Genomic DNA, 21,346 nt, shown 5'->3' with positions numbered 1-21,346 from the left:
TGATGCATTTTTATTCCCTTATTGAGAAAGGTAGTGTATGATTTTTCTAAGCTGATAATCAATGAAACTATTCAATTGATTGAAGAACGATAAGGAGAGAAATAGATGCAAGCCATTGTTGCTGAAAAGGGGAACCAGGCTCAAAAGCTTGCAGCCCCGTTTAAACATAAAAAAAGAGGTCATTATATAGAAATTTCTCCTTGTGATACGTTTCCGCAAGGAGCCTTTTTGACTTGGTGTTCTGGTCATTTATTTGAAATGGTCGGACCTGACGAATTAAATCCTCAGTACAAAAAATGGAAGCTTGATACACTGCCCATTATTCCTGAAACATTTAAATACAAAGTGATAAAGGAAAAAGCAAAAAGGTACCAGGCTGTCAAAGAAGTTCTTCTCAACCCTAAGGTAAAAGAAATCATTGCTGCAGGCGACCCTGGGAGAGAAGGAGAACTTATCGTCGAGCTTGTGATCCAGCAAAGCGGAGTGAAAAAGCCGGTAAAGAGAGTATGGGCTCAGTCGCTGGAAAAAAAGGCAGTAAAAAGAGCGTTTGAGAACTTAATTGATATTGAAGAAACGCGTCCTCTTTATTTTGAAGCCCTGGCAAGAAGCCATGCAGACTGGCTTGTCGGGATGAATATGAGCAGAGCCTATACATTATTAATTCAACAAAATGGCGGAGGTCGTTCTGTCTATTCAGCCGGAAGGGTGCAGACACCGACGCTGGCCATGATTGTCAACCGAGAAAAAGAAATCCTGTCTTTTGAATCGAAGCCCTTTTATGAAGTGATTGGACAATTTCGTTTTGAAAATAAAGTTTTTGAAGGAAAATATCAGACAGAAGACAATGAGAGCAGACTGTTTCAAAAGGAGCTCGCCGAAAAGATAAAAGAGGAGACGAGCGGGAAAGAAGCACGAATTGAAAAGGTAAAAAAGGAAACGAAAAAAGAGCCGCCTCCCCAGTTTTTTAAACTTTCTACTCTTCAAGAAACAGCAAACAAGATATTTAAGTTTCTGCGAAAAGAACTCTTGATCTGGCTCAATCATTATATGAAAAGTCCTTAATCTCTTACCCGAGGACGAACAGTGAATTTATTTCAGAAGAGGAAGCACGGTCCTTTCCTCAATTTCTTCAGCAAGTGAAACAGCTGGAACCATACAGAGACATAGCTTCAAACATCCAAAGGGATGTAATGAAGGACAGAAGATATGTAAACGCCAAAAAAGTCACCGATCATTATGCGATCATCCCTACTGAAAATGTTCCTTCTTTACATGAGCTGTCCGCAGACGAACGAAAGATATATGATTTAATCGTTAAGCGGGTAATTGCAGCTCATTATTATCCTGCAGAATTTTATCATACGCTTATTGTGACCCGAGTAGAAACTCACCTCTTTTACACGAAGGGCAAGCAGATGATAAAGGAAGGATGGAGAAGTACCCTTCAAAAAAGCCAGAAGAAGGATGAAAGAGATGTCTATCTGCCCGTTTTGCAGGAGAACGAAACCGGTCTTTGTGCAAGATCAGAAGTGAAAGAGGGCAAAACCACGCCTCCTAAACGGTACACGGAGGGAGAACTCATTTCATCCATGGCTAATGCCGGACGTAAAATTGAAGATCAGCAATTAAAGGCTGTATTAAAAGAAACAAGAGGGCTTGGAGAGGAAGCAACGAGAGCTGGTATTATTGAACGACTGAAGGCTCTTTCCTATATCAGACAAGAAAAACATAGAATTATCCCTACAGAAAAAGCTTTCATTCTTGTGGAAGCAGTGAATGGTACTGTGCTTGCTTCGGCAGAGCTCACAGCAAGGTGGGAACAGCGTTTAAGTGAAATAGGGCAGGGAAAGGCTGATGCGAAGCTTTTATCGATAATGCCAAAAAACTATCTGATAAATTAGTGAAGGATGCAATCAATAACTCTTCTTCCTGGGATATTTCTGAATCCACAGAAGCCTTGGACAACAGGGAAAACAGTGTATCTCTTGGGCAGTGTCCTAAGTGCGGAGCTGGGGTCGTGGATAAAACAAAACTGTATGGCTGCAGTGCTTATAACAAAAATGGCTGTGACTTTATTGTAAGTAAAAGGCTCCTTGGAAAGAAAATCAGTGAAACAAATATAAAAAAATTATTAAGCAGCGGAAAAACAAATCTAATTAAAGGGTTTAAAGGGAAAAGCGAGTTTAACGCTTATCTCACTTGGAAGGAAAAATCTCAGGGGACGATCACTTTTCAGTTTGAGAAACAAAAAAGAAAACAGCATGTCAATTAAACATGGGATATAAAACAGTTGTTAAAAAGCCTTTACCTCCCTCAGGTAAAGGGCTTTTTTATCGACTTTTTCATTAACCCATATTTATCACGGTGCTTTTTTTAAAGAGGGCTTAGGAATCATCTCAAAAATTTGACCGGACTCAAAAACCTCTGCTATTTCTGCAAGCCAATCATAGTATTCAATTGCATACTCCACTTTTTTCAGGAGATGATCAGCTTCTTTTCTTATTTCCTCTTCCGGGCTTTCTTCCCGCAATGTAAGAAGTTCCTCTTTTGATTCATTTAATTCTTCAATGTTCATGTCGGATACATGCTTCCAGCGTTCTGCAAACATATCAGCAAAGCTTTGATACCAGTCATCCTTAAACTGGTACAAATCTTTGCGTTCGCCTTTTTTCAAAACCTTTTTCACTGCTCTCATATCAAGCAGGTATCTTACTCCCGTAGACATGCTCGTTTTGCTCATTTGCAGATCTTCTTTTAATTCATCTAAAGTTAAGGCCTATTTGAAAAGTACAGCGAGCCGTAGATCCGGCCTGTTGACAAAGGAATACCGTTATAATTCATGCTTCTTGCTAGCGATTCCACTGACCGTTCCTTGGACTGTAAAAGAAACTCTTCATTTAATTCTTTTGATTCCGGCATGTAGGACAACCCTTTCATTAATGGTAAGGCTTTAATCTAAATACGTTTTATGACTTTCTTTTATAGTAAGTACATTAACACTAAAAGTAAATTAAAGCTATTTCCAGCAATACTTAGGTATTTACATGTAAATGATAGAAAATATATGGGTGTATTGCGTACAGTATATACTGTACAAAATTTACGCAAAAAAACTCACTATATGGAATTTGTTTCGTAATTTTGCAAAGAGTATAATTAGCTAGGTGTTCTATATTAGGAAAAAAGAACTAGACGATGTTGAAACGAGGTGTCAAGTTTGTCTAAGCCCAAAATCAAGGTAAATCAGTTGACAAAGATTTTTGGGAAGTCCCCTAAACAAGCAATGGAGCTGCTGAAACAGGGAAAAACCAAAGAGGAGATATTAAAGGAAACTGGAATGGGAGTAGGGGTTAACCAGGCTACATTTGAAGTCAAGAATGGTGAAATATTTGTCATCATGGGCTTGTCTGGAAGCGGAAAATCAACTTTGGTCAGAATGTTAAATCGATTAATAGATCCATCTTTTGGAGAAATCTACATTGACGATGATGAAATCGTGAAACTGAAGCCAGATAAGCTTAGAGAAGTACGACGGAAAAAATGAGTATGGTGTTTCAAAACTTTGCATTATTTCCTCATAGAACTGTGCTCGATAACACAGAGTATGGGCTTGAGGTTCAAGGCGTCCCTAAAAGTGAACGAGAGAAAAAGGCTACAACATCACTGGAGCTAGTCGGGTTAAAAGGGTACGAACAAAGCTATCCATCTGAATTAAGTGGTGGAATGCAGCAAAGAGTGGGACTTGCCAGGGCCTTGGCTAATGATCCGGATATTTTGTTAATGGATGAAGCTTTTAGTGCTCTCGATCCCTTGATCCGAAAGGACATGCAAGATGAGCTTCTTGAATTACAGGAGTCAATGGAGAAAACCATCGTCTTTATTACTCATGATCTTGATGAAGCGTTAAGAATTGGAGATCGTATTGCGCTCATGAAAGATGGAGCAATTGTACAGATAGGGACTCCAGAAGAAATCATGATGAATCCGGCAAATGACTATGTTGAAAGATTTGTTGAAGACGTAGACCTTTCAAAGGTGCTGACGGCTTCACATGTCATGAAACGGCCCGAAACTATTCCAAAAGACCGTGGAGTCCGTGTTGCTTTGCAGATGATGAAGGACGCTGGCGTCTCAAGCTTGTATGTTACTGATAAAAAGAAACGATACGTTGGGGCCGTAACAGTGGACGATGCTGCAAATGCAGTGAAAAATAATCAATCTCTTGAAGACATTTTACTTACGGATCTTCCGGAAGTGGCGCCTGATACATTACTAAATGACATGTTTGACAAAATGGCCTCGTCTCCCCTGCCGGTTCCGGTAATTAATGAAGAAGGCAAGATTCTCGGAATTATTGTCAGGTCTAAAGTAATAGGAGCACTATCAGGAAGCGATGAACATTTAAACGAAGTGAGGGGAGTTAAATGACCATACTAATGTACCAAATTCCCCTGGGAGCTTGGGTAGATCGATTCGTTGATTTTTTAACAGATAACTTTGCTTTTATTTTTGAGGGAGCGGCTATCCTTATAAACTGGATTGTAAGCGGCATTGCTTCCATACTTGCATTTGCTCCGGCTTTACTTCTGATTGCAATATTCACTGCGCTGGCGTGGTGGACCAGCAGGTGGCCGATAGGAATATTTACCGGCCTTGGTCTTCTCTTAATATACAACCTTGGATACTGGGACGGTACGATTTTAACGCTCTCCCTTGTGTTAACGGCAGTATTTATTTCAATTGTCATAGGTGTTCCTATCGGGATATGGAGTTCTCAAAATAATACTGTAAAAAACATTTTAACTCCTATCCTGGATTTCATGCAGACGATGCCTGCTTTTGTATATTTAATTCCAGCTATCCTTTTCTTTGGTATTGGAATGGTTCCTGGAATTATAGCTTCTGTCGTTTTTGCGATGCCGCCAACAATCCGGCTCACAAACTTAGGAATCCGCCAGGTTCCTGATGAACTGGTGGAAGCTTCAAACGCATTTGGCTCAACCAGGTGGCAAAAGCTGAAAAAAGTCCAGCTGCCTCTTGCTACTCCGACGATAATGGCTGGTATTAATCAAAGTATTATGCTTGCTTTGTCCATGGTTGTCATCGCTTCATTGGTAGGTGCTCCTGGACTTGGGACTGATGTATACAGAGCGGTAACGCAAATTCAGGTGGGTACCGGGTTTGAGGCAGGATTGTCGATTGTCATTCTTGCAATCATGCTGGACAGAATATCTCAAAATCTTGGCCGAAGAAATAGTAAAGAATAAACTCTTACCTGTATTTTATGAAACAGGTAATTGTAAATAAATCATTGACTAAGAAGAGGGGTTTTTACTTATGAAGAACAAACGCTTTTTAGCACTTGGAGGAGCTGTTAGTTTTGCTTTGGTTCTTGGTGCATGCGGAGATGGAGATGTCGTTGATGAGCTTGAAGAGGGTGCTCCAGAGGAAGAGACAGACGAAGCTGCTGAAGGTGACGAAGAGAGAGGAACTCTTAATATTGGTTTAAATAACTGGGCAGAAAACGTGGCAGTATCTAATATGTGGAAAGTCATCCTTGAAGAACAAGGATATGATGTAGAGCTGACAATGCTTGAAAAAGCACCGGTATGGCAGGGGGTTGCTCAGGGGGACCTTGATATTGCTCCTGAAGTATGGCTTCCTATTACCGATGAGCCTCTTTATGAAGAATATGAGGATCAAATTGAACTTCGAGAAATATGGTATGAAGGAACAGGCCTTGGGCTAGTAGTACCTGAATATGTAGACATAGACAGCATTGAAGAACTAAATGACCACGCAGATGAAATGGATGGACGCATCATCGGTATTGACCCGGGAGCCAGTCTTATGCGTTTGTCCAATGAAGCTGTGGAAGAATATGATCTTGATTACGATCTGGTTGACAGTTCAGAACCAGCAATGATGACTGAATTAGACAGTGCCTACCAAAACGAAGAACCCATTGTGGTCACTCTTTGGAATCCTCATTGGGCCTTTGCGGATTATGATTTAAAGTATCTGGATGATCCAGAGAATGTTTATGGTGATCCAGATGATATCTATTATATGACAAGAACCGGGTTTGAGGATGACCATGCAGAGGTTGTAGAATGGTTTGATGCCTGGCATATGGATGACGACTCTTTAGGCGAACTTATGTCGGTAATTAACGATGCTGACGATGAGGAAGAAGGGGCAAGAGAGTGGATTGAAGACAATCGTGAACTGGTTGATGAATGGTTAGGAGAAGAATAGACAAAAATTGAAGTGAAAAGTCCTGCAGATCTTTTATCTGCAGGACTTTTTGAATTCCCATTATATTAAGCTTTTTCTCAACTTTTCTTCAAACTTAATATTTACATATGCTTTCACAAAACGCTCTCTTTTCATTGTATCTTCCACACGAAGAAAAAGAGCTCTTTTTTGTCGTTCGCTTAGAGGAAGCGTATTCCAGCGAGTTAACGCTTCCGTTTCAAGATCTTCTTCAATTTGCCGGCGAAGAAGGAGGTCATGAATTCTCTCTTCTCTTTCTTCCTCTTTTGATTTAGCTTCTGGAAGTGCTTTTAACAATTCATCATAAGCTGATTGCAGTCTCTCCATTCTAGCTCTGGAAATCTGGTCGGCTGTATTATGTATTTCCCGTAGCAGTTCTTGTTTAAGTGAGTGCAAGTCAATAGTCTGAGGGGAAGCAGGCTCGGCATCCGGTGGGAAAGGCCGGAGTTCAAAATGGTTGGGAAGTTCGTTAAAGATGCCTTCGAGAGACCATTTTTTGTCACGTTGTTTTTTTATAAACAACCCTATTCTGACATCTAATTCCTCATAAATTTTTTCATTATCAGTTCTGTTAATGTAATGAATATTTCTTTCTTCGAGTTTTTTAAACCAGCCATCTACAGTGTTAACATGCTTGCCGATTTCCTTGGCAAAATCACTGATCTTCCAGTACTGATTCATCGCTTAATCACCTCTTTGTGGACAATATGTGGTACTAAAATCATACCCCGATAAAGAGGATAAGGCAAAGCTAATTTCAGGGAAGTAAATCTGAAATTCTTATGACCAATATATGGAATGCCCAGTGGGGCGAACAATAACCTGCCCTTTTAGGACAAGGGTTTCATGTTTTCTGCCAAATTCATCATAAGCTGTTTCTGGACTTGTCTTTCACCATTTTTAGTTTGAAAGATGAAGTGAGGGGTATAGCCAAAGTAAGAATCGAAAAGCAGTAAGGAGGAAGATGAAATGCCAACTCAACCTGTAGGAGAAAAAAGAGACGACAATCAAACAACTGAATATGGCAGAAGAGATCCTAATCCAAAACCAAAATCAAAATCACAAGAAACCCAAAGCAAATCTGAGAACACAATGGGAAAAAAGGTAGCGAAATAAATTAAAAAGTAAGGAATTTATTCAGGGTGCAGTTGTAGGAGGAATTGTTGGTACGGCTACTACAATGCTGACCTCTCCTAAGAGCGGTAAAGAAGTGCGCCAAGGCATCACTGATAATTATGAAAAGACAGCACAAAAAGGAAAAGAGGCGTATGAGCGTACAACTCAAAAAGGAAAAGATAAAGTGCAGGGTTTGAAAGATCAATCCACCCAGGGAGTGGAAAAGCTTAAAGGGAAAGTAGGCCAGGTACAGCAGGATGTTCAAAACTGGACTTCTCAAAAACAGGAAGCTATTGCTGATAATCTAAAAGACAAAGCATCCAGATTCTCTAAAAATGGTGCTTCTCAAGAAGAGGAGGAGCCAAACAACGAAGCTAGTGAAGAAGATACTTCCTATATGGATGAAGATACAGAAAATGAGAATCAAGAAGTTTACCATGAAGAAGGCGAAGAGATGGAAGAAGATTCTGGTGAAGAACATGAGGAATCAGAAGAAGAGGAATCAGAAGAGGAATATGAGGAAGACGAGTACGAGGATGAAGATGAATACGATGAAGATGAGCTTGAAGACGACGACGATGACGATGAGGAAGATGAACAGCGATAAAGAGTTGTATATTCCCGGTGGAAGAAAGACATCAGTGAACTTACTTACGTGGGAATAACCATCCTTTATTATCGATTCATCTCTGTAATATCGGCACTGATAAGAAGGATGACTCCATCTGCCTTCTACACCTGTACCGATAGGGCAAGAAAGGTGGTATTGACTCTTTTATGGCTGAAAATTCCAATCAAAATAAAAATAACAGTAATGGAAAACGTGCTGCCCTTGTAGCTGGAGGCATAGGGCTTGCTGGTGCCTCCTTATCACTTGTTAATAAAAAAAGTGCGTAAAAAAGCGAAAAAAGCAAAAGAACACACCAAAGAAGAAATAAAGGATCAGGCCAAAGATACGGTTGACGACATGCCTAAGACAAAGAATGCAGCTGCAGCGACAGCTGTCGGCAAAAAAGTTCTACAACCTTTTTGAAAAAGTAAGAAAGACCAAAGAGGAAGTCAAGGATGAGCTTCATGATAAAGGCGAAGAAGCCAAAGAAAACCTTGAAGATGCGAAGGGGCAGCTGAAAGAAAAAGGTGAAGAGGCCAAAGAAAATCTCCAAGGAGCTAAAGATGAGATGCAGGGCAAAGGAAATGACTCACAAAACAAAGCAGGAGGCATCAAGGGTAAGTTAAAGGACCAAGGCGAAAACATGAAAGAAGAGCTGAAGGATAATGCCTTGACTAATCCTGATGACTCCAATGACGATGAGGGAATTAAAAAGCCCAGTGATATTAAAGGCCCGATGGATGTAAAAGGAGCCAACGATATTAAAGGGGCAACGGATATTAAAAAAAGTAGATTAAGGAGTGAAAAATAATGGCTATTCAGAAAAGCACAGATACTTCAAGTCTAGCAGAAGTCATTGACAGAATTCTTGATAAGGGAGTTGTCATTGATCTTTATGCTCGTATTTCTCTAGTGGGTATTGAACTTATTACCATTGAAGCTCGCGTTGTTATTGCAAGTGTGGATACTTGGCTGCGCTATGCAGAAGCAGTTGGGCTATTAAGAGATGAAGTACAGGGAGAAATTGATGAAGAAGTCGGAGACGATGGGCGAGGAGCCAACCAGCTTAACTTTGCGTAGGAATAAATAACAATTCTGGCATATACGAATTTCGTATATGCCGGTTCTCTTTATAATTTAACAAGCTTTTCATAAGAAGCTTAGTCTCCAAAACAGAGGTGTAGATGAATGGCTAGTAAACTTGAAGAAGTAATTAATACTGTTAAAAGTTTTTTTCGTGAGAATGTTTACCCGGTTTATCGTATAACATCCATAGTCACTGAAGAGAAACATTGGGAAGTAGAACTGGAAGTCATAGAAGAAAAAGAATATATGAAAAAATACGGCAGGGATCAATTGATTGGAGTTTATCAAGCGCGTGTTAACGAGGACATGGAAATCGTAGCTTTTGAAAGGAAAAGCTTAAGACAGAGAACGGCAACACTAGAAGCGGAAGAGAGGGGGTAACAGGATGGCAGCAGAAAATATAGACACCAAGGAAGAAAAAACGAACAAGCTGAAGACAAAAGAAGCGCACAGCCGCAAAAGAAGAAAAAGGGGCAAGAAGAATCAACCTCCTCTTCAAAAGAGAAAGCATCTAGTAGTACGAAGAAAGAGAAATCGGACTCCGGCAAAAAAAATACAAGCAGCCGGAAAAAACCTACAGTGAGTGAAAGAAGAAAGATTGGTTCTCCTAAAGTAAACAAGCCGAAAACAGGAGAACGTAAAACCTACCCATCTGCAGAGGAACAAAAGAGAAAGCAAACAAAAAGCAAGAAGACTGAGCAGAAAGACCAGCAGCAAGAGAAAGCAAAGGAGAACATCCAGCAAAAGAAAGAAGATAGCAAGAACATCAAACAAAACAATCAATCACAGGATAGTATTACTTCCAAACAAAGAGAGCATAACCGAAATGTAGACATGGCGAACTTTGTAGAAACTTCTAAAATCAAGGAAATTTCTAATCGGTCAAAGATGTATCTGGAAGCAGGATACCCTGTCCATTTTATCGGTCCAGCCGGGGTAGGGAAAACGTCTCTGGCACTTCATATTGCTCGTCAATACGACCAGCCTATCATGCTTTTGCAGGGAAATCATGAAATGTCCAACTCTGATCTCTTAGGGGGCATGACAGGATATACGAGCAGTAAAGTCATTGATAACTATGTCAGGGCTGTGTATAAAAAACAGGAAGAAGTTAATGAAAAATGGAGCAAAGGACGCTTGGTGGAAGCTGTCAAAAATGGTTACACCTTAGTCTATGATGAATTTACTCGTTCTCGTCCTGAAACGAATAATTTATTTTTATCTGTTTTGGAAGAAGGAATATTGCCGTTATATGGAACAAAACAAAATGAAAGCTTTGTCCGTGTCCATCCGAATTTCAAAGTTATTTTTACGAGCAATCCAGAAGAGTATGCTGGAGTATATGAATCTCAGGATGCATTATTAGACCGTTTGATAACAATGGAGTTGGATGCTGGTCATAACAGCAATACAGAGCTTGACATTGTTAAAGAAAGAACAGATATATCGGATGATGAAGCAGAGCTGATTGTCAATCTAGTGAAGAAGATAAGGCAGCGTTGTGCTGAGGAAGATGAACAAGGACCAAGCTATAGAGCTTCAATTATGATCAGTGAAATAGCAGCGAAAAATGATATTTCCATTCGTTCATCGGATGAGGATTTCGTACGGCTATGTAAAGATGTACTGGGGGCTGTCGTATCCAAATGTTTCGAAGGCGACAGCATTGAAGAAGCAGAAGATATGGTAGAAGAGGAATTGAGAAAGGGCTAGGGGGAAGCAAAATGAGTACAGAGTCAGGAAAATATCTGTTTTGTATAATTCAGACAAACGAAGAGAAAACATTCGGAAAAGCAAAATTAGCTGGCGAACATCGAAAAGTCTATACCATTTCTCATAAGGGTGTATCCATGGTAGTTGCCGATGCCCCAGTAGAAATCTATGAACCATCACGTCAGAATGTGAAGGCACATCAGGAAATGGTAGCTTCTGTGATGGAGCAATTTACCGTGATCCCTATGAGCTTTGGAAATGTGTTAAAAGGTGAAGAAGATGTAAAGATTCTTTTAGAAAAACTTCTTCCTCAATGTGATGAGATTTTTCCACGTATAGACAATAAAATTGAAGTCGGACTTAAGTTAATCGGAAAGAAAGAGTGGATAGAAAAACAGGCTAAGGAACAGCCGGCTTTAAAGCATCTGGAGTCCAATGTGGCTCAGCGAAATAAGGATGCACGCTATTATGAAAAAATTCGCCTAGGAGAAGCAGCACGTAATTTCATGGTAGCTTTGCAGGTGGAATTTGAAGAAGAAATATTTAATCCTCTTGCTAAAATTGCTGATGCCGCAAAGAGTAATGAAGCGATTAGTGAGCGAATGCTATTGAATGGAGCATTTCTTGTGGATAAAGAAAAAGAGGAAGAATTTGATAAAAAGGTAAATGAATTGTATGAGAAATGGAAAGAACAAATCGACTTTAAATATACTGGTCCTTGGCCTGCTTATAACTTTATTGATATTAAATTAAAAGCAGCGGAGGGTGTGTAATGATTCGTAAATTGTTCACTTGGCCTCTAGACACAGTTGTATGGTTGGTGAAAAGGTGAAAGAAGAAGTGGACAAAGAATTATACGACGTAGAACACATCCAAAAAAAACTCGCTCACCTTCAAATGATGCTTGAGATGGAAGAAATTTCAGAAGAAGCCTATCAGGAGCAGGAAGAGGTTTTGCTGGCACGATACCGTATTGCCAAGAAAGCTGAACAGGAGAGACTAAGAGAAAGCCTGGAAGAATAGGGGGAGCATCATGCAAGTTGAAGCGGGCACTAGTAAGCTTATCTATTTATATGCATTTATTCCAACGGAGGAATATGAAGAAAATCCTTTACCCCATTTGAAAGGAATTGACCCACAGCATTCAATGGAGTGCATCGTGTTTGACCAGATTACTGCCATTACATGCCTGGTCAAACATGAAGATTTTTCTGAAGAAGTGTTGCAGAAAAAAGTAGAAAACATGGGGTGGCTGCAGGATAAAGCATTTCATCACCATGAAAAGATGAATGCTTTACATAACAGATATACGGTCATTCCTTTGAAGTTCGGGACGCTTTATGAAAATGAAGATCGAGTAAAAGAGGTCATGGACACTAACAAAGAAGGCATTATGGCTCAGTTTATTAAACTGAAAAATCAACAGGAATGGAACGTTAAAATCTACACAGCCAAAAAGAAATTTATTGAGGAGGTTGAGGTTAGCAGTCCAGAAATAGAAAAAAAGAAACAAGAAATCAAAGATCTTCCCAGAGGAAAACAGTATTTTGAAAAAAAGAAAATGAGTCAATTTGTTGAAAATGAAGCTGACAAGGAGATTGACAGGTTTTGTGAGTGTTTTCATGAACAAATGACTTCATATAGCAAAGAAGAAGAGGTGAAAAAAAACTGGGAAAGAAACCTCACTGGACGAAAAGATGATATGTGCTGGAATGGAGCTTATTTAATACCCAAAGAAAAAGTAGAACAGACGCTTGCATTCATTAAAAAAATAAAAGATGACCATGAGAATTTCACTTTTGAAATCACCGGACCATGGCCCGCGTATCATTTTTCTAACTTTACGGAACGAGGTGAAACAAATGGCGGGTGAATCCTTACAGACAAAAGACGTTTCTCTTCTAGATGTATTAGATGCAGTTCTTGAAAAAGGAGTGGTGTTACGAGGTGATATAACCATCTCAATAGCAGGGGTAGACCTGGTCTATCTGGATTTAAGGATATTGCTTTCTTCGGTAGAAACTTTGATTCAGGCACGTGAGGAAGAGTTGAAAAAGACAATCAATGAAGAAAGAATAAATTTTACAGGTGAGTAAGGAGTGATTAATCATGGCAGACCAAGAGCTAGTTGAAAAACATAATCCATCTGGACGAATTTCTCTGGATCCGGAAAAGGCAGAAGAAGGGTTGTCCCAGCTTGTTATGACCGTCATTGAACTCCTGCGCCAAGTAGTCGAACGTCAGGCAATGAGGCGCGTGGAAAATGGCAGCTTAACGGATGAAGAAATAGAAAAAGTAGGGGAAGCTCTAATGAATTTAGAGGAGAAGATGGAAGAATTAAAGGAAATCTTCAACTTAGATGATGATGATTTGAATATTGATCTTGGACCACTAGGCAATTTGATGTAATAAGCAAAATCTAATCATATGATGAAAAGGAGAGTGATCCCATGGATGAGATCAAACATCCAGCTCACCAATCAAGCAACCTCGTAGATGTGTTGGAAACGGTCCTGGACAAAGGGGTAGTCATTGCAGGTGACATTAAATTGAACTTAGCGGAGGTAGAGCTGATTACGATTAAAATTCGTCTTCTTGTAGCCTCTGTAGATAAAGCGAAAGAAATGGGTATTGACTGGTGGGAAAGTGATCCGCATTATTCCTCGAAAGCAATACGGATAGAGGAGGAGAATCAGCAGCTTCAAGAAAGAATTAAACAGCTGGAAGAACGTGTCGAAGGACAGCTGGAAGAACAGGAAAACAAAGGAGGCTGATTGATGAAAAAGAAGGATTTTTTTAAAGACCTGAAGCAGATAATCAGGGATTTAGAAAATCAGGATCAATCTATCGTGGGGAGGACAGAGGAAAAAAAGCTTGGACGGGGAAAGCGAGGCCCCACTTTGAGGTCAGAGTACGTGCTGAGAGCCAAAGTGGGGATCCAGGATGAGCAAAATAAAAGACAAGAAAGAGAGTGAGTTTGATTGACATCCTGCCAGTTTTCCTTTTGTCATTCTTTTATCGTGCTATTGTTCCTTTTGGTGATAGGTCCATTTCCTCCATAATGCTTCCATTGGTCCCTGGCTTCTTTTTGAGAGCCATAGAGTGCTGAACACGACTTGTAAAAGATAAATTCCTATGGCTATTAAGATGCTTTCCACTATGTTCACAGAACCAAACAGACCAAAACCAAAGCCGTAAAAGATAAAAACAAGAATAACAGACTGCATAAGATAGTTTGTCAATGCCATACGCCCAACAGCAGCCAAGGGCACGAGCGCTTTGAGGCTCTTTATTCTTTGAATAAGAAGAACAAAGAAAGAGACGTAACAGAGCATAAGCAAAGGTCCGGCGATAATGTTTAGGCCGTCAGCCAAGCTTATGGCTAAGGAATATGGGATAGGAAAGAGATCAAACAATAAGAAGGTATAAATAGATGTAAGCAATACCCCGCTCCAGAAAGAATGAATGAAAAGGTTTCTCCATTTCTTTTGATACTCCTCTGCTTTAGTAAACCACTCTTGTTTTCCGAAATATAAACCGATAAGAAAAATACCTAACACATTCGGAACGGTTAAGAATAGGTTAAGAAGAACGTAAAATACTTCTTCCTGAATACGAAAAGCGAGAATTTCCCCGTACGTGCCTTCAGAAAACACCTGGTAAGCAGCTGCAATGTTATTTTGTATGTCAGCCCCCATGGCGTTTCCTTTCATTGTCAGAGCAATGGACGACAGGATAAAAAGCAGGCTTAATACTATCCACGAAACCCCTAATAGTGCTATGCCCCATGTAAGAATTACCTTTGGAGTTTTATCAATAAACAGAAGGAGAAAAAAACCTGCCACAGCATAAGTATGTAAGATATCGCCAGACCATATGAAGACCAGGTGAATGAGTCCAAGAATCAGCAAAAAAGTCATTCTTCGCTTAAAAAAGGAATTTCCGTCTAAACCCCTTTGAACAATTCTGGAATAAAAGAAATAAAAGCCTAAGCCAAATAAAAGAGAAAACATAGGATAAAATTTTCCATTTACAAAAAATTCAATAACAAAATGGCCTGTCTGCTCAAGAAAAGGTGCTTCACCTAAGGGCTCAGGTACAATAACACCCTGCTTTTGAAATAGAGGGGACTTGAAAAACAAAATATTTGCAAGCAATATGCCAAGAAGGGCAAAACCTCTGATGACGTCAATGGATACTACTTTTTCTTTGCTTCTGGAAGCCTCCAGGTTCATCATTTTCACTCCCTTGTTTAGAAATTCTTACCTTGTCATCGTACATGATTCTACCCAGTAAAGGAACTAAAAAAGAAGACTCCCTTGCCCCTTCCGTCTGAAAAGGATTTGTTAAAAGAGGTTAGCGCTATAAACAGAGATTGTTTGATTTGATCTGTGTAAGTGTTCCAACTCATTTTCATATCAGCAGAGAGGTCTTTTGTTATGGAACAAATAACTGTTCAGTATTGATAACTACGAAAGAAGTATAAAAGAATGCATCTACCTCAAACTAAGCAAAACGGAGGTGGTGCAATGATTAGGAAGATATGTGAACGATTAGCTGTTTTCCTTGTGTGTTTATTGTTTTCTTTAGGATTCGTCTCCTCATTGGCAGCGGCCCCACAGCCTGAGGATCCGGAGGACATTCCACAATTAGAGGGGGGGCCTGAATATGCAGAAAGAGATCCATCACCGGTGGACATTGGTATTTTACACCAGCAGTACCCTGAAACGGTGATTTACAGAGGGTCTCCGGATGTAAGCCAGGTTGCTTTGACTTTTGATGACGGTCCGGACCCAAGATTTACACCAGAAATTCTTGATATCTTGCAAGAGTTTGACGTCCCAGCTACTTTTTTTGTCCTGGGTGCTAGAGCTGAACGTTACCCGGAAACGATTTTACGAATGGAAAATGAAGGTCATGTTATTGGCAACCATACCTTCTGGCATCCTAACCTTGTAGTGGAAGGAGTAGGACGATTAGATTGGGAACTTCCCCAGGCAGAACAAGTCATAGAGGAAACTGTCGGTTATCGCCCTCTGTTATTTCGTGCACCTTATGGTAATCTTAACGAGGACATTGTGGAAAGACTTGCCGACTTTGGAAACGTTGCAGTCGGATGGACAGTCGATTCCCAAGATTGGCGTCAACTTTCCGGAGATGAAATAGCAGCAAACGTTTTGACCAATACACAGCCCGGGGACGTTATTTTAATGCATGACGGCGGGAATTGGGATCAGGATCTTACAGGAACGGTTGAATCCTTACGGACGATTATTCCAGAGCTTCAAGCACAAGGAATTGAATTTGTTACGATCCCTGAGATGTTTAATATCCCAAGGGCCAAGTAAATCATTTCACCTTGTCTGTCTGATTAAGGACCGTTCTCAGACAGACATTTTTGTGAATGAAAACAGCTGTTATGGACCACGGTAAACCTCTTTTGATCAATAAATGAATAAAAATTGTGAACGATACTCGAGGAAGGTTGTATGGCCATGTGAGTTTCGGATATGATAGGCTATGACAACCTAGTCATAGGAGGGAAATAAAATGAAAGTTTTACATACAGCACTGCCAGCCTTGATAGCGTTTGGAGTATTGTCAGCATGTGGTCAAGGTCAAGAAGAGGCACAGGAGCAATCAGAGCAGCCTGCAAGCGGCGAGGAACAAGTGGAAGCAATTGAAGTTGAAATTTTAACCGAGAAATCTCAAGAGCCAGGAGAAGAATTTGAGCTAAAAGCGCTTGTTACTCAGGGGGACGAAAAAGTAAACGACGCAAATGAGGTTGTATTTGAAGTTTGGAAAGAAGGCGAAAAAGAAGAAAGTGATATGGTGGAAGCTACTGACGTAAATGAGGGTATATATACTGCTCCTTACACCATTGAAGAAGTTGGTGAGTTTGTTATACAGCCGCATGTGACAGCCAGAGGTATGCATAGGATGCCGACTCAAACCATTTCGACAGGAGACGCTGAAGAGGAGCACTCCGCCCACGGGGATCACGAAGACGGAGATGACCACGACCATGACCACCATCATGAGCACGATTCTGATATCCTATCCGTTGATTTTGCTGCAAAAGAAGGGGAAGAAGACGGGGAATCCTTATCTTTAATCGCAGACATTGAAAAGGAAAATGAAACATTAACAGAAGCTGAAGTACAGTTTGAAATTTGGCAGCATGGAGACGAGGCTCATAGCTGGGTGAAAGCAGATGAAATAGATCCGGGGAGCTATCATGCAGATCATTTATTTGAAGAAGAAGGAGAGTATCATATCGTCATTCATATTGAGAATGAGGAACTTCATGAGCACATATCAGAAAGTGTTGAAGTTAAATAATTTTTCACGTTGAAAAAGTCTGCCCATTCGGCGGGCTTTTTTGGTAGAACCCCCCAAAACTTAAGGACAGACGAAATGAATTTAGAGAGTTATATAAAAAATTGATAAATTTTTATTTTAAAAGTTAATGTGAGCGGGAAGGGAGAGAATAAGCAACTTAGAAAGGGGAACATATTTATGAAAAAAACAGCTTTGCGTATGTTTGGAACCTTAAGCATGGGGTCTGTGTTAATCTTTGCGACGGCATGTAATGAGGGAGCAGGTTCGGATTTGGAGAATGAAGCAGAAGGAGAAGAAACCAGCGGAGAAGATGTTGAGGAAATAAACGGTGAAGAAGAAAGTGAAGATATTAATAACGATCAAGACATTGATAATGAAGAAGATGATGACAGCCAAGAAGAGGAAAACGGAGATATTGAATCGGATGATAATAATGAAGAAGGAGACCGTTCAGAAATAGCTGAAGAGCCAGAGGAATTGAATGAGCAAGCTTCCGAGAATGTAATGACGGATAGTACAAAAAATGTAACCCGCCTTAATGAAGAAGACCCTGTCTCTTTTTCAATCATGGCATCTCAAACACTTTGGCCTGCTACACATTCTGAAAACCAGCCAGGAACAGTCATTCTTGCTCCAGAGGGGGAGTGGCAGGCAGCTTTGGCAAGCTTACACCTGGTGCATCACCCAAATAACGGGCCGATCTTACTTACAGAAAATGGTGAGCTGTCAGATGATGTTCTTGACGAAATAGAACGTCTCAACCCTCAGGGGAATGAAAATGGAACAGAAGTGCTTATTGTTGGTCAAGAAAGTGAAAACATTGAGGAGGAGTTAAACGATTATGAAGTAGACTCAATTAATGAAGAAAACAACCACGCAGCCTTTGCCAAGCAGGTTGATGATTATTTTGCCGAAACCACTGGTGAATACAGTGAGACTGTTTTGATCGGTTCTATGGAGGAAGAACATAAAGAACTGACCATTACAGCCGGAAATTGGATTTCGCATATGGATGAGCCGCTCCTCTATGTAGAGGAAGGAGAGATTCCTTCAGAAACCGCTGAAGCGATAGAAGGAAGAGAAGATGTGAAAATGTACGTCCTTGGCTCGGAAGATGTGATTTCAGAGGAGATTGTGGAGGATTTAGAGGCAGCCGGTGAAGTGGAACGCATTGAGGGACAAGATCCGACAGAGCTTTCCATTGCTTTTGCTCAATACAGGATGATGATAATGACTTTGGATGGGGAGCTGATGAGCCAGGTAAAAGTGTTTCCTTTGTATCAACGGAAACACCAAGCATAGCGATTGCAGCCGCTCCTTTTGGCCATCTAGGTAAACATGCTCCAATGGTTTGGCTTGAAGAGGGTGAACTGAACGAAGAGGTATATGAATATTTAGCTGAATTGAAACCATTGTATGAAGAAAATCCAATGGAAGGTCCTTATAGTCATGCGTACGTAATGGGAGACACTGAGACCATTTCTTTCGAACAGCAAGGCATCATTGATGAAAAGCTGGAGATAGCCCCAGAGAATGAAGAAGATGCTCATGGCGCTCACGGAACAGAGGATGAAGACGAACAAGGAGAAAGCTCAGAAGATGAGGACTCTGATTTAGATGAAAGTGAAAACGACAATGAAATTGGTGATGAAGAAGACAACAATGAAAATGAAATAGACAACGAAGAGAATGATGAGTAAGGACACCCTCTTTATCATGAATGACCAGTAAAATCCTTCTTTCCTTTGTTTTACTAGCATTGATTCACGTGGCTTAAGACATGTTAAGTATCGAAAGGGGGATTTCATCATGGCAGTGGATGTGCTTTGTGAAGTAAGCAACTGTACGTATTGGGATGAAGGTAATAAGTGTGCGGCAGACCGAATTTATGTAGTGAGCCACACGGGAAAGGAAGCTGAAGACCAACACGAAACAGATTGTAAAACCTTTCAACCTGAACAACATTAATAAAAAAGGGATGCTTTTTCAGCATCCCTTTTTGTAATTATATAGTCATAATTGAGGGAGGATACAGACTTCTTACCTCTATACGTAAAGGGGAAAATGGTGTATTATTTTTATCAGACTTTAGAAGAATTAAGGTGATGGCCTGGTGGCTGGATTAAATACAGAAACAAATGAAAAACAGTATGATATCAATATGCTTTTTGTTCTTTTCTTATTTGCAGTGGTCAGCTGCTTATATATTTTTTATGCTCAGCAGATGCCACAGTATAGTGACAATTTTGCTGTTCGGCAGCTGATTTTTTATTTTGTAGCTTTTGGTTTGGCAATTGCGTGCTGCATTTTGACTTTGAATACTATGCGAACATCTCCTGGGTGCTGTACGGGATCGGCTTACTAATGCTGCTTGTATTAGAACTTGCTCCTCAATCGATTGCACCAACCATTGCGGGGGCTGTAAGGTGGTTCAGGGTTCCTGTTATAGGATCTTTCCAACCCTCAGAACTAGTGAAGATTTTTCTCATCATTACATTAAGCACTGTGATTTACAAACATAACCTCAATAAAACGGAAAATAGCCTGAAAGCTGATTTTTGGCTGTTGGCCAAAATGATCCTCATTATTATTCCTCCGGTGTTTTTACTTCAGCGCCAGCCTGACATGGGGATGGTAATGATGACGGCTGCTATCTTTGTTTCCTTAATTCTTGTTTCAGGAATTTCATATAAATTGGTGTCAGTCATCATTGGCGGGCCGATATTAATGATCATCGGCTTTATCGGTGCATTTTTTCGTTTTCCTCACTTAGTTGAACAGTACTTTTTTAGTAATATCTCTGACTATCAGGTGAGAAGGTTTTATGGATGGTTAAACCCTGCCGAGTTTTCAGATGAAGGATACCATACGATGCAGGCTATGACAGCCATAGGATCAGGAAGGCTGTACGGCAATCCCGAAGCAGATGTTTACATTCCCGAAGCTCACACGGATTTTATATTTGCAGTTATCGGAGGAGAACATGGCTTTCTTGGGGCAGCATTCGTTATTACGCTGTATTTTGTCCTATTGTACCAGATTATGATGACAGCTCTTCGCTGTCATAATAGCTTTGGGACCTATCTATGCGCTGGAATTATAGGAATGCTCGCTTTTCAAGTGTTCCAAAATGTAGCATGAATCTCGGCCTTCTTCCTGTTACAGGCTTCACCCTGCCTTTATTAAGTTACGGAGGAAGCTCTCTTATGGCTACCATGTTCGCCATAGGAATTGTTTTAAGTGTAAGGTATCATTCAAAGACGTATTTCTTTGATAGTAACAAGCAATAGAAAAGCCCTGATTGGCGCTGGTGAGTTTAATTTAACCGGCTGCCAAAAAGGGCTTTTTTTAACCTATTTTTTTTGAACTCTCCTGTGGTTCAATTGTCGACTGAGAGTGTAAGGATAGCTTACTGGTCATATTTTCAACAGCTTTGATTAAGGTGTCAAGTTTCTTTTCCATCCGGTACAGCAGATAAAAAGAAATGACCACGGCAAAGCTGTAATCACCTATTGCTGTAAACCAAGTCTCCATTTTCTGTGCCTTCCTTTCCCTGCAGAGTAAAAAATCAACCCAAAACAATATTGTTTTGGGGCATAGAAAACCATGCAATTAGCTTGCAAAAATTGTGTCTACCGAACGACTCACAATGCGAGCGTCTCGTTTTGCCACGAGATTACCTCCACTTGATATGAATCCATTCCCTGCAATGACAGCATCCATGGCAGCACTGACTGTTTCTTCAGTCAAATTATCCAGGGGGTTATCGAGAGCGATCGTCACGATGTTACCCAGCTCGTTTTCGAAACGTAATTCCAAGCGTTTTGTCATTTTGTTCTCCTCCTTCTTGTGTTAAAGGTTATTGGGCCAGATCATATTGATTTACACGGTAAGAACTGATAACCGTATATCCCTGCAGTGGTGCGAGGGTCCCTACAATACTGATAAGACTTCGTTGGAAACGTCTGTTTTAATGTTATTAAAATGTTTGCTCATATACGTGGGCTTCCCTTCAAGGTCAGTGCCTGTTTCAAAAACGATGGTTAGACGTGAATCAAGAGTCAATTCGTTCATTTTCTCACCCCCTTTCACTATCTAAATAGCATCTATGACTGAAGAAGGAGGAAAAGAAATGTAAAAGATAAGTGTATGGTTTGGCAAAGTGAAAAGGAGGGAAATATCACTTGATATAAAAAGGAGTGT

General features: G+C 40.3%; 31 protein-coding genes and 3 pseudogenes. 27 read left to right on the top strand and 7 right to left on the bottom strand.

Annotated elements, in window-relative coordinates:
- Positions 1 to 105: 105 nt before the first annotated feature.
- Together JCM19033_RS27855 and JCM19033_RS26980 are read left to right on the top strand one after the other, a co-directional pair.
- Positions 106 to 1,901: pseudogene (locus JCM19033_RS27855) on the top strand (DNA topoisomerase 3).
- On the top strand, positions 1,901 to 2,272 hold the full coding sequence (locus JCM19033_RS26980) for a topoisomerase C-terminal repeat-containing protein (protein WP_306301186.1): 372 nt from the start codon (positions 1,901 to 1,903) through the stop codon (positions 2,270 to 2,272). Before JCM19033_RS27855 ends, JCM19033_RS26980 begins: the two are co-directional and overlap by 1 nt.
- An 87-nt stretch (positions 2,273 to 2,359) precedes the next feature.
- Here the strand turns inward: JCM19033_RS26980 and JCM19033_RS01495 are convergent, their stop codons facing one another.
- Positions 2,360 to 2,740 carry a GbsR/MarR family transcriptional regulator gene (locus tag JCM19033_RS01495; protein ID WP_054635021.1) on the bottom strand — a complete coding sequence of 127 codons (381 nt, stop codon included), beginning with the start codon at positions 2,738 to 2,740 and terminating at the stop codon, positions 2,360 to 2,362.
- A 29-nt stretch (positions 2,741 to 2,769) separates the two neighbouring features.
- Positions 2,770 to 2,919, bottom strand: a complete 150-nt coding sequence (locus JCM19033_RS23050; RefSeq protein WP_157049693.1) for a hypothetical protein — start codon at positions 2,917 to 2,919, stop codon at positions 2,770 to 2,772.
- 364 nt (positions 2,920 to 3,283) lie between these two features.
- Here JCM19033_RS23050 and JCM19033_RS01490 point away from each other — a divergent pair.
- The 3 genes and pseudogenes from JCM19033_RS01490 (at position 3,284) to JCM19033_RS01480 (ending at position 6,258) form a co-directional block, all read left to right on the top strand.
- A pseudogene (locus JCM19033_RS01490) lies at positions 3,284 to 4,428 on the top strand (glycine betaine/L-proline ABC transporter ATP-binding protein).
- Complete coding sequence (locus JCM19033_RS01485) at positions 4,425 to 5,267, top strand: proline/glycine betaine ABC transporter permease (protein ID WP_054635020.1); 843 nt, start codon at positions 4,425 to 4,427, stop codon at positions 5,265 to 5,267. Before JCM19033_RS01490 ends, JCM19033_RS01485 begins: the two are co-directional and overlap by 4 nt.
- Before the next feature lie 70 nt (positions 5,268 to 5,337).
- Positions 5,338 to 6,258, top strand: coding sequence for a glycine betaine ABC transporter substrate-binding protein (locus tag JCM19033_RS01480; protein WP_083465212.1), 921 nt, complete (start codon positions 5,338 to 5,340; stop codon positions 6,256 to 6,258).
- Positions 6,259 to 6,318: 60 nt separating this feature from the next.
- Here JCM19033_RS01480 and JCM19033_RS01475 read toward each other — a convergent pair whose 3' ends face one another.
- Positions 6,319 to 6,957, bottom strand: coding sequence for a hypothetical protein (locus JCM19033_RS01475; protein ID WP_054635019.1), 639 nt, complete (start codon positions 6,955 to 6,957; stop codon positions 6,319 to 6,321).
- Positions 6,958 to 7,245: 288 nt separating this feature from the next.
- Between JCM19033_RS01475 and JCM19033_RS23045 the strand changes: the two genes are divergently transcribed.
- From JCM19033_RS23045 to JCM19033_RS01410, 15 genes are all read left to right on the top strand, one after another.
- Positions 7,246 to 7,392: a hypothetical protein gene (locus tag JCM19033_RS23045; RefSeq protein ID WP_157049692.1), complete on the top strand. Its 147-nt coding sequence runs from the start codon at positions 7,246 to 7,248 to the stop codon at positions 7,390 to 7,392.
- Positions 7,393 to 7,456: 64 nt separating this feature from the next.
- Complete coding sequence (locus tag JCM19033_RS01470; RefSeq protein ID WP_054635018.1) at positions 7,457 to 7,999, top strand: YtxH domain-containing protein; 543 nt, start codon at positions 7,457 to 7,459, stop codon at positions 7,997 to 7,999.
- 246 nt (positions 8,000 to 8,245) lie between these two features.
- Complete coding sequence (locus JCM19033_RS24025) at positions 8,246 to 8,425, top strand: hypothetical protein (protein ID WP_198153384.1); 180 nt, start codon at positions 8,246 to 8,248, stop codon at positions 8,423 to 8,425.
- Complete coding sequence (locus JCM19033_RS01465; protein WP_054635017.1) at positions 8,376 to 8,813, top strand: YtxH domain-containing protein; 438 nt, start codon at positions 8,376 to 8,378, stop codon at positions 8,811 to 8,813. Before JCM19033_RS24025 ends, JCM19033_RS01465 begins: the two co-directional genes overlap by 50 nt.
- Positions 8,813 to 9,082 (top strand): gas vesicle structural protein GvpA, encoded by a 270-nt coding sequence (gene gvpA, locus JCM19033_RS01460; protein ID WP_054635016.1) that lies wholly within the window; start codon positions 8,813 to 8,815, stop codon positions 9,080 to 9,082. Before JCM19033_RS01465 ends, gvpA begins: the two co-directional genes overlap by 1 nt.
- A 108-nt stretch (positions 9,083 to 9,190) precedes the next feature.
- The gene (locus JCM19033_RS01455) at positions 9,191 to 9,469 is read left to right on the top strand and encodes a hypothetical protein (RefSeq protein WP_054635015.1); all 279 of its coding nucleotides are present in this window, start codon (positions 9,191 to 9,193) and stop codon (positions 9,467 to 9,469) included.
- A 4-nt stretch (positions 9,470 to 9,473) separates the two neighbouring features.
- Entirely contained in the window at positions 9,474 to 9,671 is a 198-nt protein-coding gene (locus tag JCM19033_RS01450) for a hypothetical protein (RefSeq protein ID WP_054635014.1), read from the top strand.
- Complete coding sequence (gvpN, locus tag JCM19033_RS01445; RefSeq protein ID WP_269757909.1) at positions 9,668 to 10,801, top strand: gas vesicle protein GvpN; 1,134 nt, start codon at positions 9,668 to 9,670, stop codon at positions 10,799 to 10,801. The genes JCM19033_RS01450 and gvpN overlap by 4 nt, the downstream gene beginning before the upstream one ends.
- An 11-nt stretch (positions 10,802 to 10,812) precedes the next feature.
- Positions 10,813 to 11,574 (top strand): GvpL/GvpF family gas vesicle protein, encoded by a 762-nt coding sequence (locus JCM19033_RS01440; protein WP_054635013.1) that lies wholly within the window; start codon positions 10,813 to 10,815, stop codon positions 11,572 to 11,574.
- A 55-nt stretch (positions 11,575 to 11,629) separates the two neighbouring features.
- On the top strand, positions 11,630 to 11,824 hold the full coding sequence (locus JCM19033_RS01435) for a gas vesicle protein GvpG (RefSeq protein WP_306301185.1): 195 nt from the start codon (positions 11,630 to 11,632) through the stop codon (positions 11,822 to 11,824).
- Between the two features lie 10 nt (positions 11,825 to 11,834).
- Positions 11,835 to 12,674, top strand: a complete 840-nt coding sequence (locus JCM19033_RS01430) for a GvpL/GvpF family gas vesicle protein (protein WP_054635012.1) — start codon at positions 11,835 to 11,837, stop codon at positions 12,672 to 12,674.
- Complete coding sequence (locus JCM19033_RS01425) at positions 12,664 to 12,897, top strand: gas vesicle protein (protein WP_054635011.1); 234 nt, start codon at positions 12,664 to 12,666, stop codon at positions 12,895 to 12,897. Before JCM19033_RS01430 ends, JCM19033_RS01425 begins: the two co-directional genes overlap by 11 nt.
- A gap of 13 nt (positions 12,898 to 12,910) precedes the next feature.
- Positions 12,911 to 13,210, top strand: coding sequence for a gas vesicle protein K (locus JCM19033_RS01420; protein ID WP_054635010.1), 300 nt, complete (start codon positions 12,911 to 12,913; stop codon positions 13,208 to 13,210).
- 41 nt (positions 13,211 to 13,251) lie between these two features.
- Positions 13,252 to 13,575 (top strand): gas vesicle protein, encoded by a 324-nt coding sequence (locus JCM19033_RS01415; protein WP_054635009.1) that lies wholly within the window; start codon positions 13,252 to 13,254, stop codon positions 13,573 to 13,575.
- A gap of 3 nt (positions 13,576 to 13,578) precedes the next feature.
- Positions 13,579 to 13,776, top strand: a complete 198-nt coding sequence (locus JCM19033_RS01410; RefSeq protein ID WP_054635008.1) for a hypothetical protein — start codon at positions 13,579 to 13,581, stop codon at positions 13,774 to 13,776.
- 48 nt (positions 13,777 to 13,824) lie between these two features.
- Here JCM19033_RS01410 and JCM19033_RS01405 read toward each other — a convergent pair whose 3' ends face one another.
- Positions 13,825 to 15,039: a DUF418 domain-containing protein gene (locus JCM19033_RS01405; RefSeq protein WP_083465211.1), complete on the bottom strand. Its 1,215-nt coding sequence runs from the start codon at positions 15,037 to 15,039 to the stop codon at positions 13,825 to 13,827.
- A 291-nt stretch (positions 15,040 to 15,330) separates the two neighbouring features.
- On the opposite strand from JCM19033_RS01405, the gene JCM19033_RS01400 reads away from it, so the two are divergent.
- From JCM19033_RS01400 to JCM19033_RS01375, 7 genes and pseudogenes are all read left to right on the top strand, one after another.
- Positions 15,331 to 16,149: a polysaccharide deacetylase family protein gene (locus JCM19033_RS01400; RefSeq protein WP_054635006.1), complete on the top strand. Its 819-nt coding sequence runs from the start codon at positions 15,331 to 15,333 to the stop codon at positions 16,147 to 16,149.
- A gap of 202 nt (positions 16,150 to 16,351) precedes the next feature.
- Positions 16,352 to 17,143 (top strand): FixH family protein, encoded by a 792-nt coding sequence (locus JCM19033_RS01395; RefSeq protein WP_054635005.1) that lies wholly within the window; start codon positions 16,352 to 16,354, stop codon positions 17,141 to 17,143.
- A gap of 177 nt (positions 17,144 to 17,320) precedes the next feature.
- Complete coding sequence (locus JCM19033_RS01390) at positions 17,321 to 18,445, top strand: cell wall-binding repeat-containing protein (RefSeq protein WP_054635004.1); 1,125 nt, start codon at positions 17,321 to 17,323, stop codon at positions 18,443 to 18,445.
- Positions 18,446 to 18,489: 44 nt separating this feature from the next.
- A complete protein-coding gene (locus JCM19033_RS01385; protein ID WP_054635003.1) occupies positions 18,490 to 18,843 on the top strand; it encodes a hypothetical protein in 354 nt (117 codons plus the stop codon).
- A 109-nt stretch (positions 18,844 to 18,952) separates the two neighbouring features.
- Positions 18,953 to 19,111 carry a DUF1540 domain-containing protein gene (locus tag JCM19033_RS21800; RefSeq protein ID WP_083465210.1) on the top strand — a complete coding sequence of 53 codons (159 nt, stop codon included), beginning with the start codon at positions 18,953 to 18,955 and terminating at the stop codon, positions 19,109 to 19,111.
- 145 nt (positions 19,112 to 19,256) lie between these two features.
- Positions 19,257 to 19,508, top strand: coding sequence for a hypothetical protein (locus JCM19033_RS24020; RefSeq protein ID WP_054635002.1), 252 nt, complete (start codon positions 19,257 to 19,259; stop codon positions 19,506 to 19,508).
- Positions 19,442 to 20,433 (top strand): annotated as a pseudogene (locus JCM19033_RS01375) (FtsW/RodA/SpoVE family cell cycle protein). Before JCM19033_RS24020 ends, JCM19033_RS01375 begins: the two are co-directional and overlap by 67 nt.
- A gap of 58 nt (positions 20,434 to 20,491) precedes the next feature.
- On the opposite strand, the gene JCM19033_RS01370 reads toward JCM19033_RS01375, so the two are convergent.
- The 3 genes from JCM19033_RS01370 to JCM19033_RS21790 form a co-directional block, all read right to left on the bottom strand.
- Positions 20,492 to 20,677: a YvrJ family protein gene (locus tag JCM19033_RS01370; RefSeq protein WP_054635000.1), complete on the bottom strand. Its 186-nt coding sequence runs from the start codon at positions 20,675 to 20,677 to the stop codon at positions 20,492 to 20,494.
- Positions 20,678 to 20,755: 78 nt separating this feature from the next.
- A complete protein-coding gene (locus JCM19033_RS01365; protein ID WP_054634999.1) occupies positions 20,756 to 20,974 on the bottom strand; it encodes a DUF2922 domain-containing protein in 219 nt (72 codons plus the stop codon).
- 102 nt (positions 20,975 to 21,076) lie between these two features.
- Positions 21,077 to 21,217, bottom strand: a complete 141-nt coding sequence (locus JCM19033_RS21790) for a DUF1659 domain-containing protein (RefSeq protein WP_083465207.1) — start codon at positions 21,215 to 21,217, stop codon at positions 21,077 to 21,079.
- Positions 21,218 to 21,346 lie beyond the last annotated feature (129 nt).

Source organism: Thalassobacillus sp. C254 (genome assembly GCF_001310615.1).
This window is presented reverse-complemented; position numbering and strand designations above follow the sequence as displayed.

Bases quoted from the DNA above. Each gene is read 5' to 3' on its own strand.
- JCM19033_RS01395 (WP_054635005.1), top strand. From the start codon at position 16,352: ATGAAAGTTTTACATACAGCACTGCCAGCCTTGATAGCGTTTGGAGTA.
- JCM19033_RS01415 (WP_054635009.1), top strand. From the start codon at position 13,252: ATGGATGAGATCAAACATCCAGCTCACCAATCAAGCAACCTCGTAGAT.
- JCM19033_RS01455 (WP_054635015.1), top strand. From the start codon at position 9,191: ATGGCTAGTAAACTTGAAGAAGTAATTAATACTGTTAAAAGTTTTTTT.
- JCM19033_RS01420 (WP_054635010.1), top strand. From the start codon at position 12,911: ATGGCAGACCAAGAGCTAGTTGAAAAACATAATCCATCTGGACGAATT.
- JCM19033_RS01440 (WP_054635013.1), top strand. From the start codon at position 10,813: ATGAGTACAGAGTCAGGAAAATATCTGTTTTGTATAATTCAGACAAAC.
- gvpA (WP_054635016.1), top strand. From the start codon at position 8,813: ATGGCTATTCAGAAAAGCACAGATACTTCAAGTCTAGCAGAAGTCATT.
- JCM19033_RS01390 (WP_054635004.1), top strand. From the start codon at position 17,321: ATGAAAAAAACAGCTTTGCGTATGTTTGGAACCTTAAGCATGGGGTCT.
- JCM19033_RS21800 (WP_083465210.1), top strand. From the start codon at position 18,953: ATGGCAGTGGATGTGCTTTGTGAAGTAAGCAACTGTACGTATTGGGAT.
- JCM19033_RS01385 (WP_054635003.1), top strand. From the start codon at position 18,490: ATGGTTTGGCTTGAAGAGGGTGAACTGAACGAAGAGGTATATGAATAT.
- JCM19033_RS01450 (WP_054635014.1), top strand. From the start codon at position 9,474: ATGGCAGCAGAAAATATAGACACCAAGGAAGAAAAAACGAACAAGCTG.
- JCM19033_RS01475 (WP_054635019.1), bottom strand. From the start codon at position 6,957: ATGAATCAGTACTGGAAGATCAGTGATTTTGCCAAGGAAATCGGCAAG.
- JCM19033_RS01425 (WP_054635011.1), top strand. From the start codon at position 12,664: ATGGCGGGTGAATCCTTACAGACAAAAGACGTTTCTCTTCTAGATGTA.
- JCM19033_RS01480 (WP_083465212.1), top strand. From the start codon at position 5,338: ATGAAGAACAAACGCTTTTTAGCACTTGGAGGAGCTGTTAGTTTTGCT.
- JCM19033_RS21790 (WP_083465207.1), bottom strand. From the start codon at position 21,217: ATGAACGAATTGACTCTTGATTCACGTCTAACCATCGTTTTTGAAACA.
- JCM19033_RS01365 (WP_054634999.1), bottom strand. From the start codon at position 20,974: ATGACAAAACGCTTGGAATTACGTTTCGAAAACGAGCTGGGTAACATC.
- JCM19033_RS01400 (WP_054635006.1), top strand. From the start codon at position 15,331: ATGATTAGGAAGATATGTGAACGATTAGCTGTTTTCCTTGTGTGTTTA.
- JCM19033_RS23050 (WP_157049693.1), bottom strand. From the start codon at position 2,919: ATGCCGGAATCAAAAGAATTAAATGAAGAGTTTCTTTTACAGTCCAAG.
- JCM19033_RS01410 (WP_054635008.1), top strand. From the start codon at position 13,579: ATGAAAAAGAAGGATTTTTTTAAAGACCTGAAGCAGATAATCAGGGAT.
- JCM19033_RS01465 (WP_054635017.1), top strand. From the start codon at position 8,376: ATGCAGCTGCAGCGACAGCTGTCGGCAAAAAAGTTCTACAACCTTTTT.
- JCM19033_RS01405 (WP_083465211.1), bottom strand. From the start codon at position 15,039: ATGATGAACCTGGAGGCTTCCAGAAGCAAAGAAAAAGTAGTATCCATT.
- JCM19033_RS01430 (WP_054635012.1), top strand. From the start codon at position 11,835: ATGCAAGTTGAAGCGGGCACTAGTAAGCTTATCTATTTATATGCATTT.
- JCM19033_RS01495 (WP_054635021.1), bottom strand. From the start codon at position 2,740: ATGAGCAAAACGAGCATGTCTACGGGAGTAAGATACCTGCTTGATATG.
- JCM19033_RS01370 (WP_054635000.1), bottom strand. From the start codon at position 20,677: ATGGAGACTTGGTTTACAGCAATAGGTGATTACAGCTTTGCCGTGGTC.
- JCM19033_RS01470 (WP_054635018.1), top strand. From the start codon at position 7,457: ATGCTGACCTCTCCTAAGAGCGGTAAAGAAGTGCGCCAAGGCATCACT.
- JCM19033_RS01485 (WP_054635020.1), top strand. From the start codon at position 4,425: ATGACCATACTAATGTACCAAATTCCCCTGGGAGCTTGGGTAGATCGA.
- JCM19033_RS23045 (WP_157049692.1), top strand. From the start codon at position 7,246: ATGCCAACTCAACCTGTAGGAGAAAAAAGAGACGACAATCAAACAACT.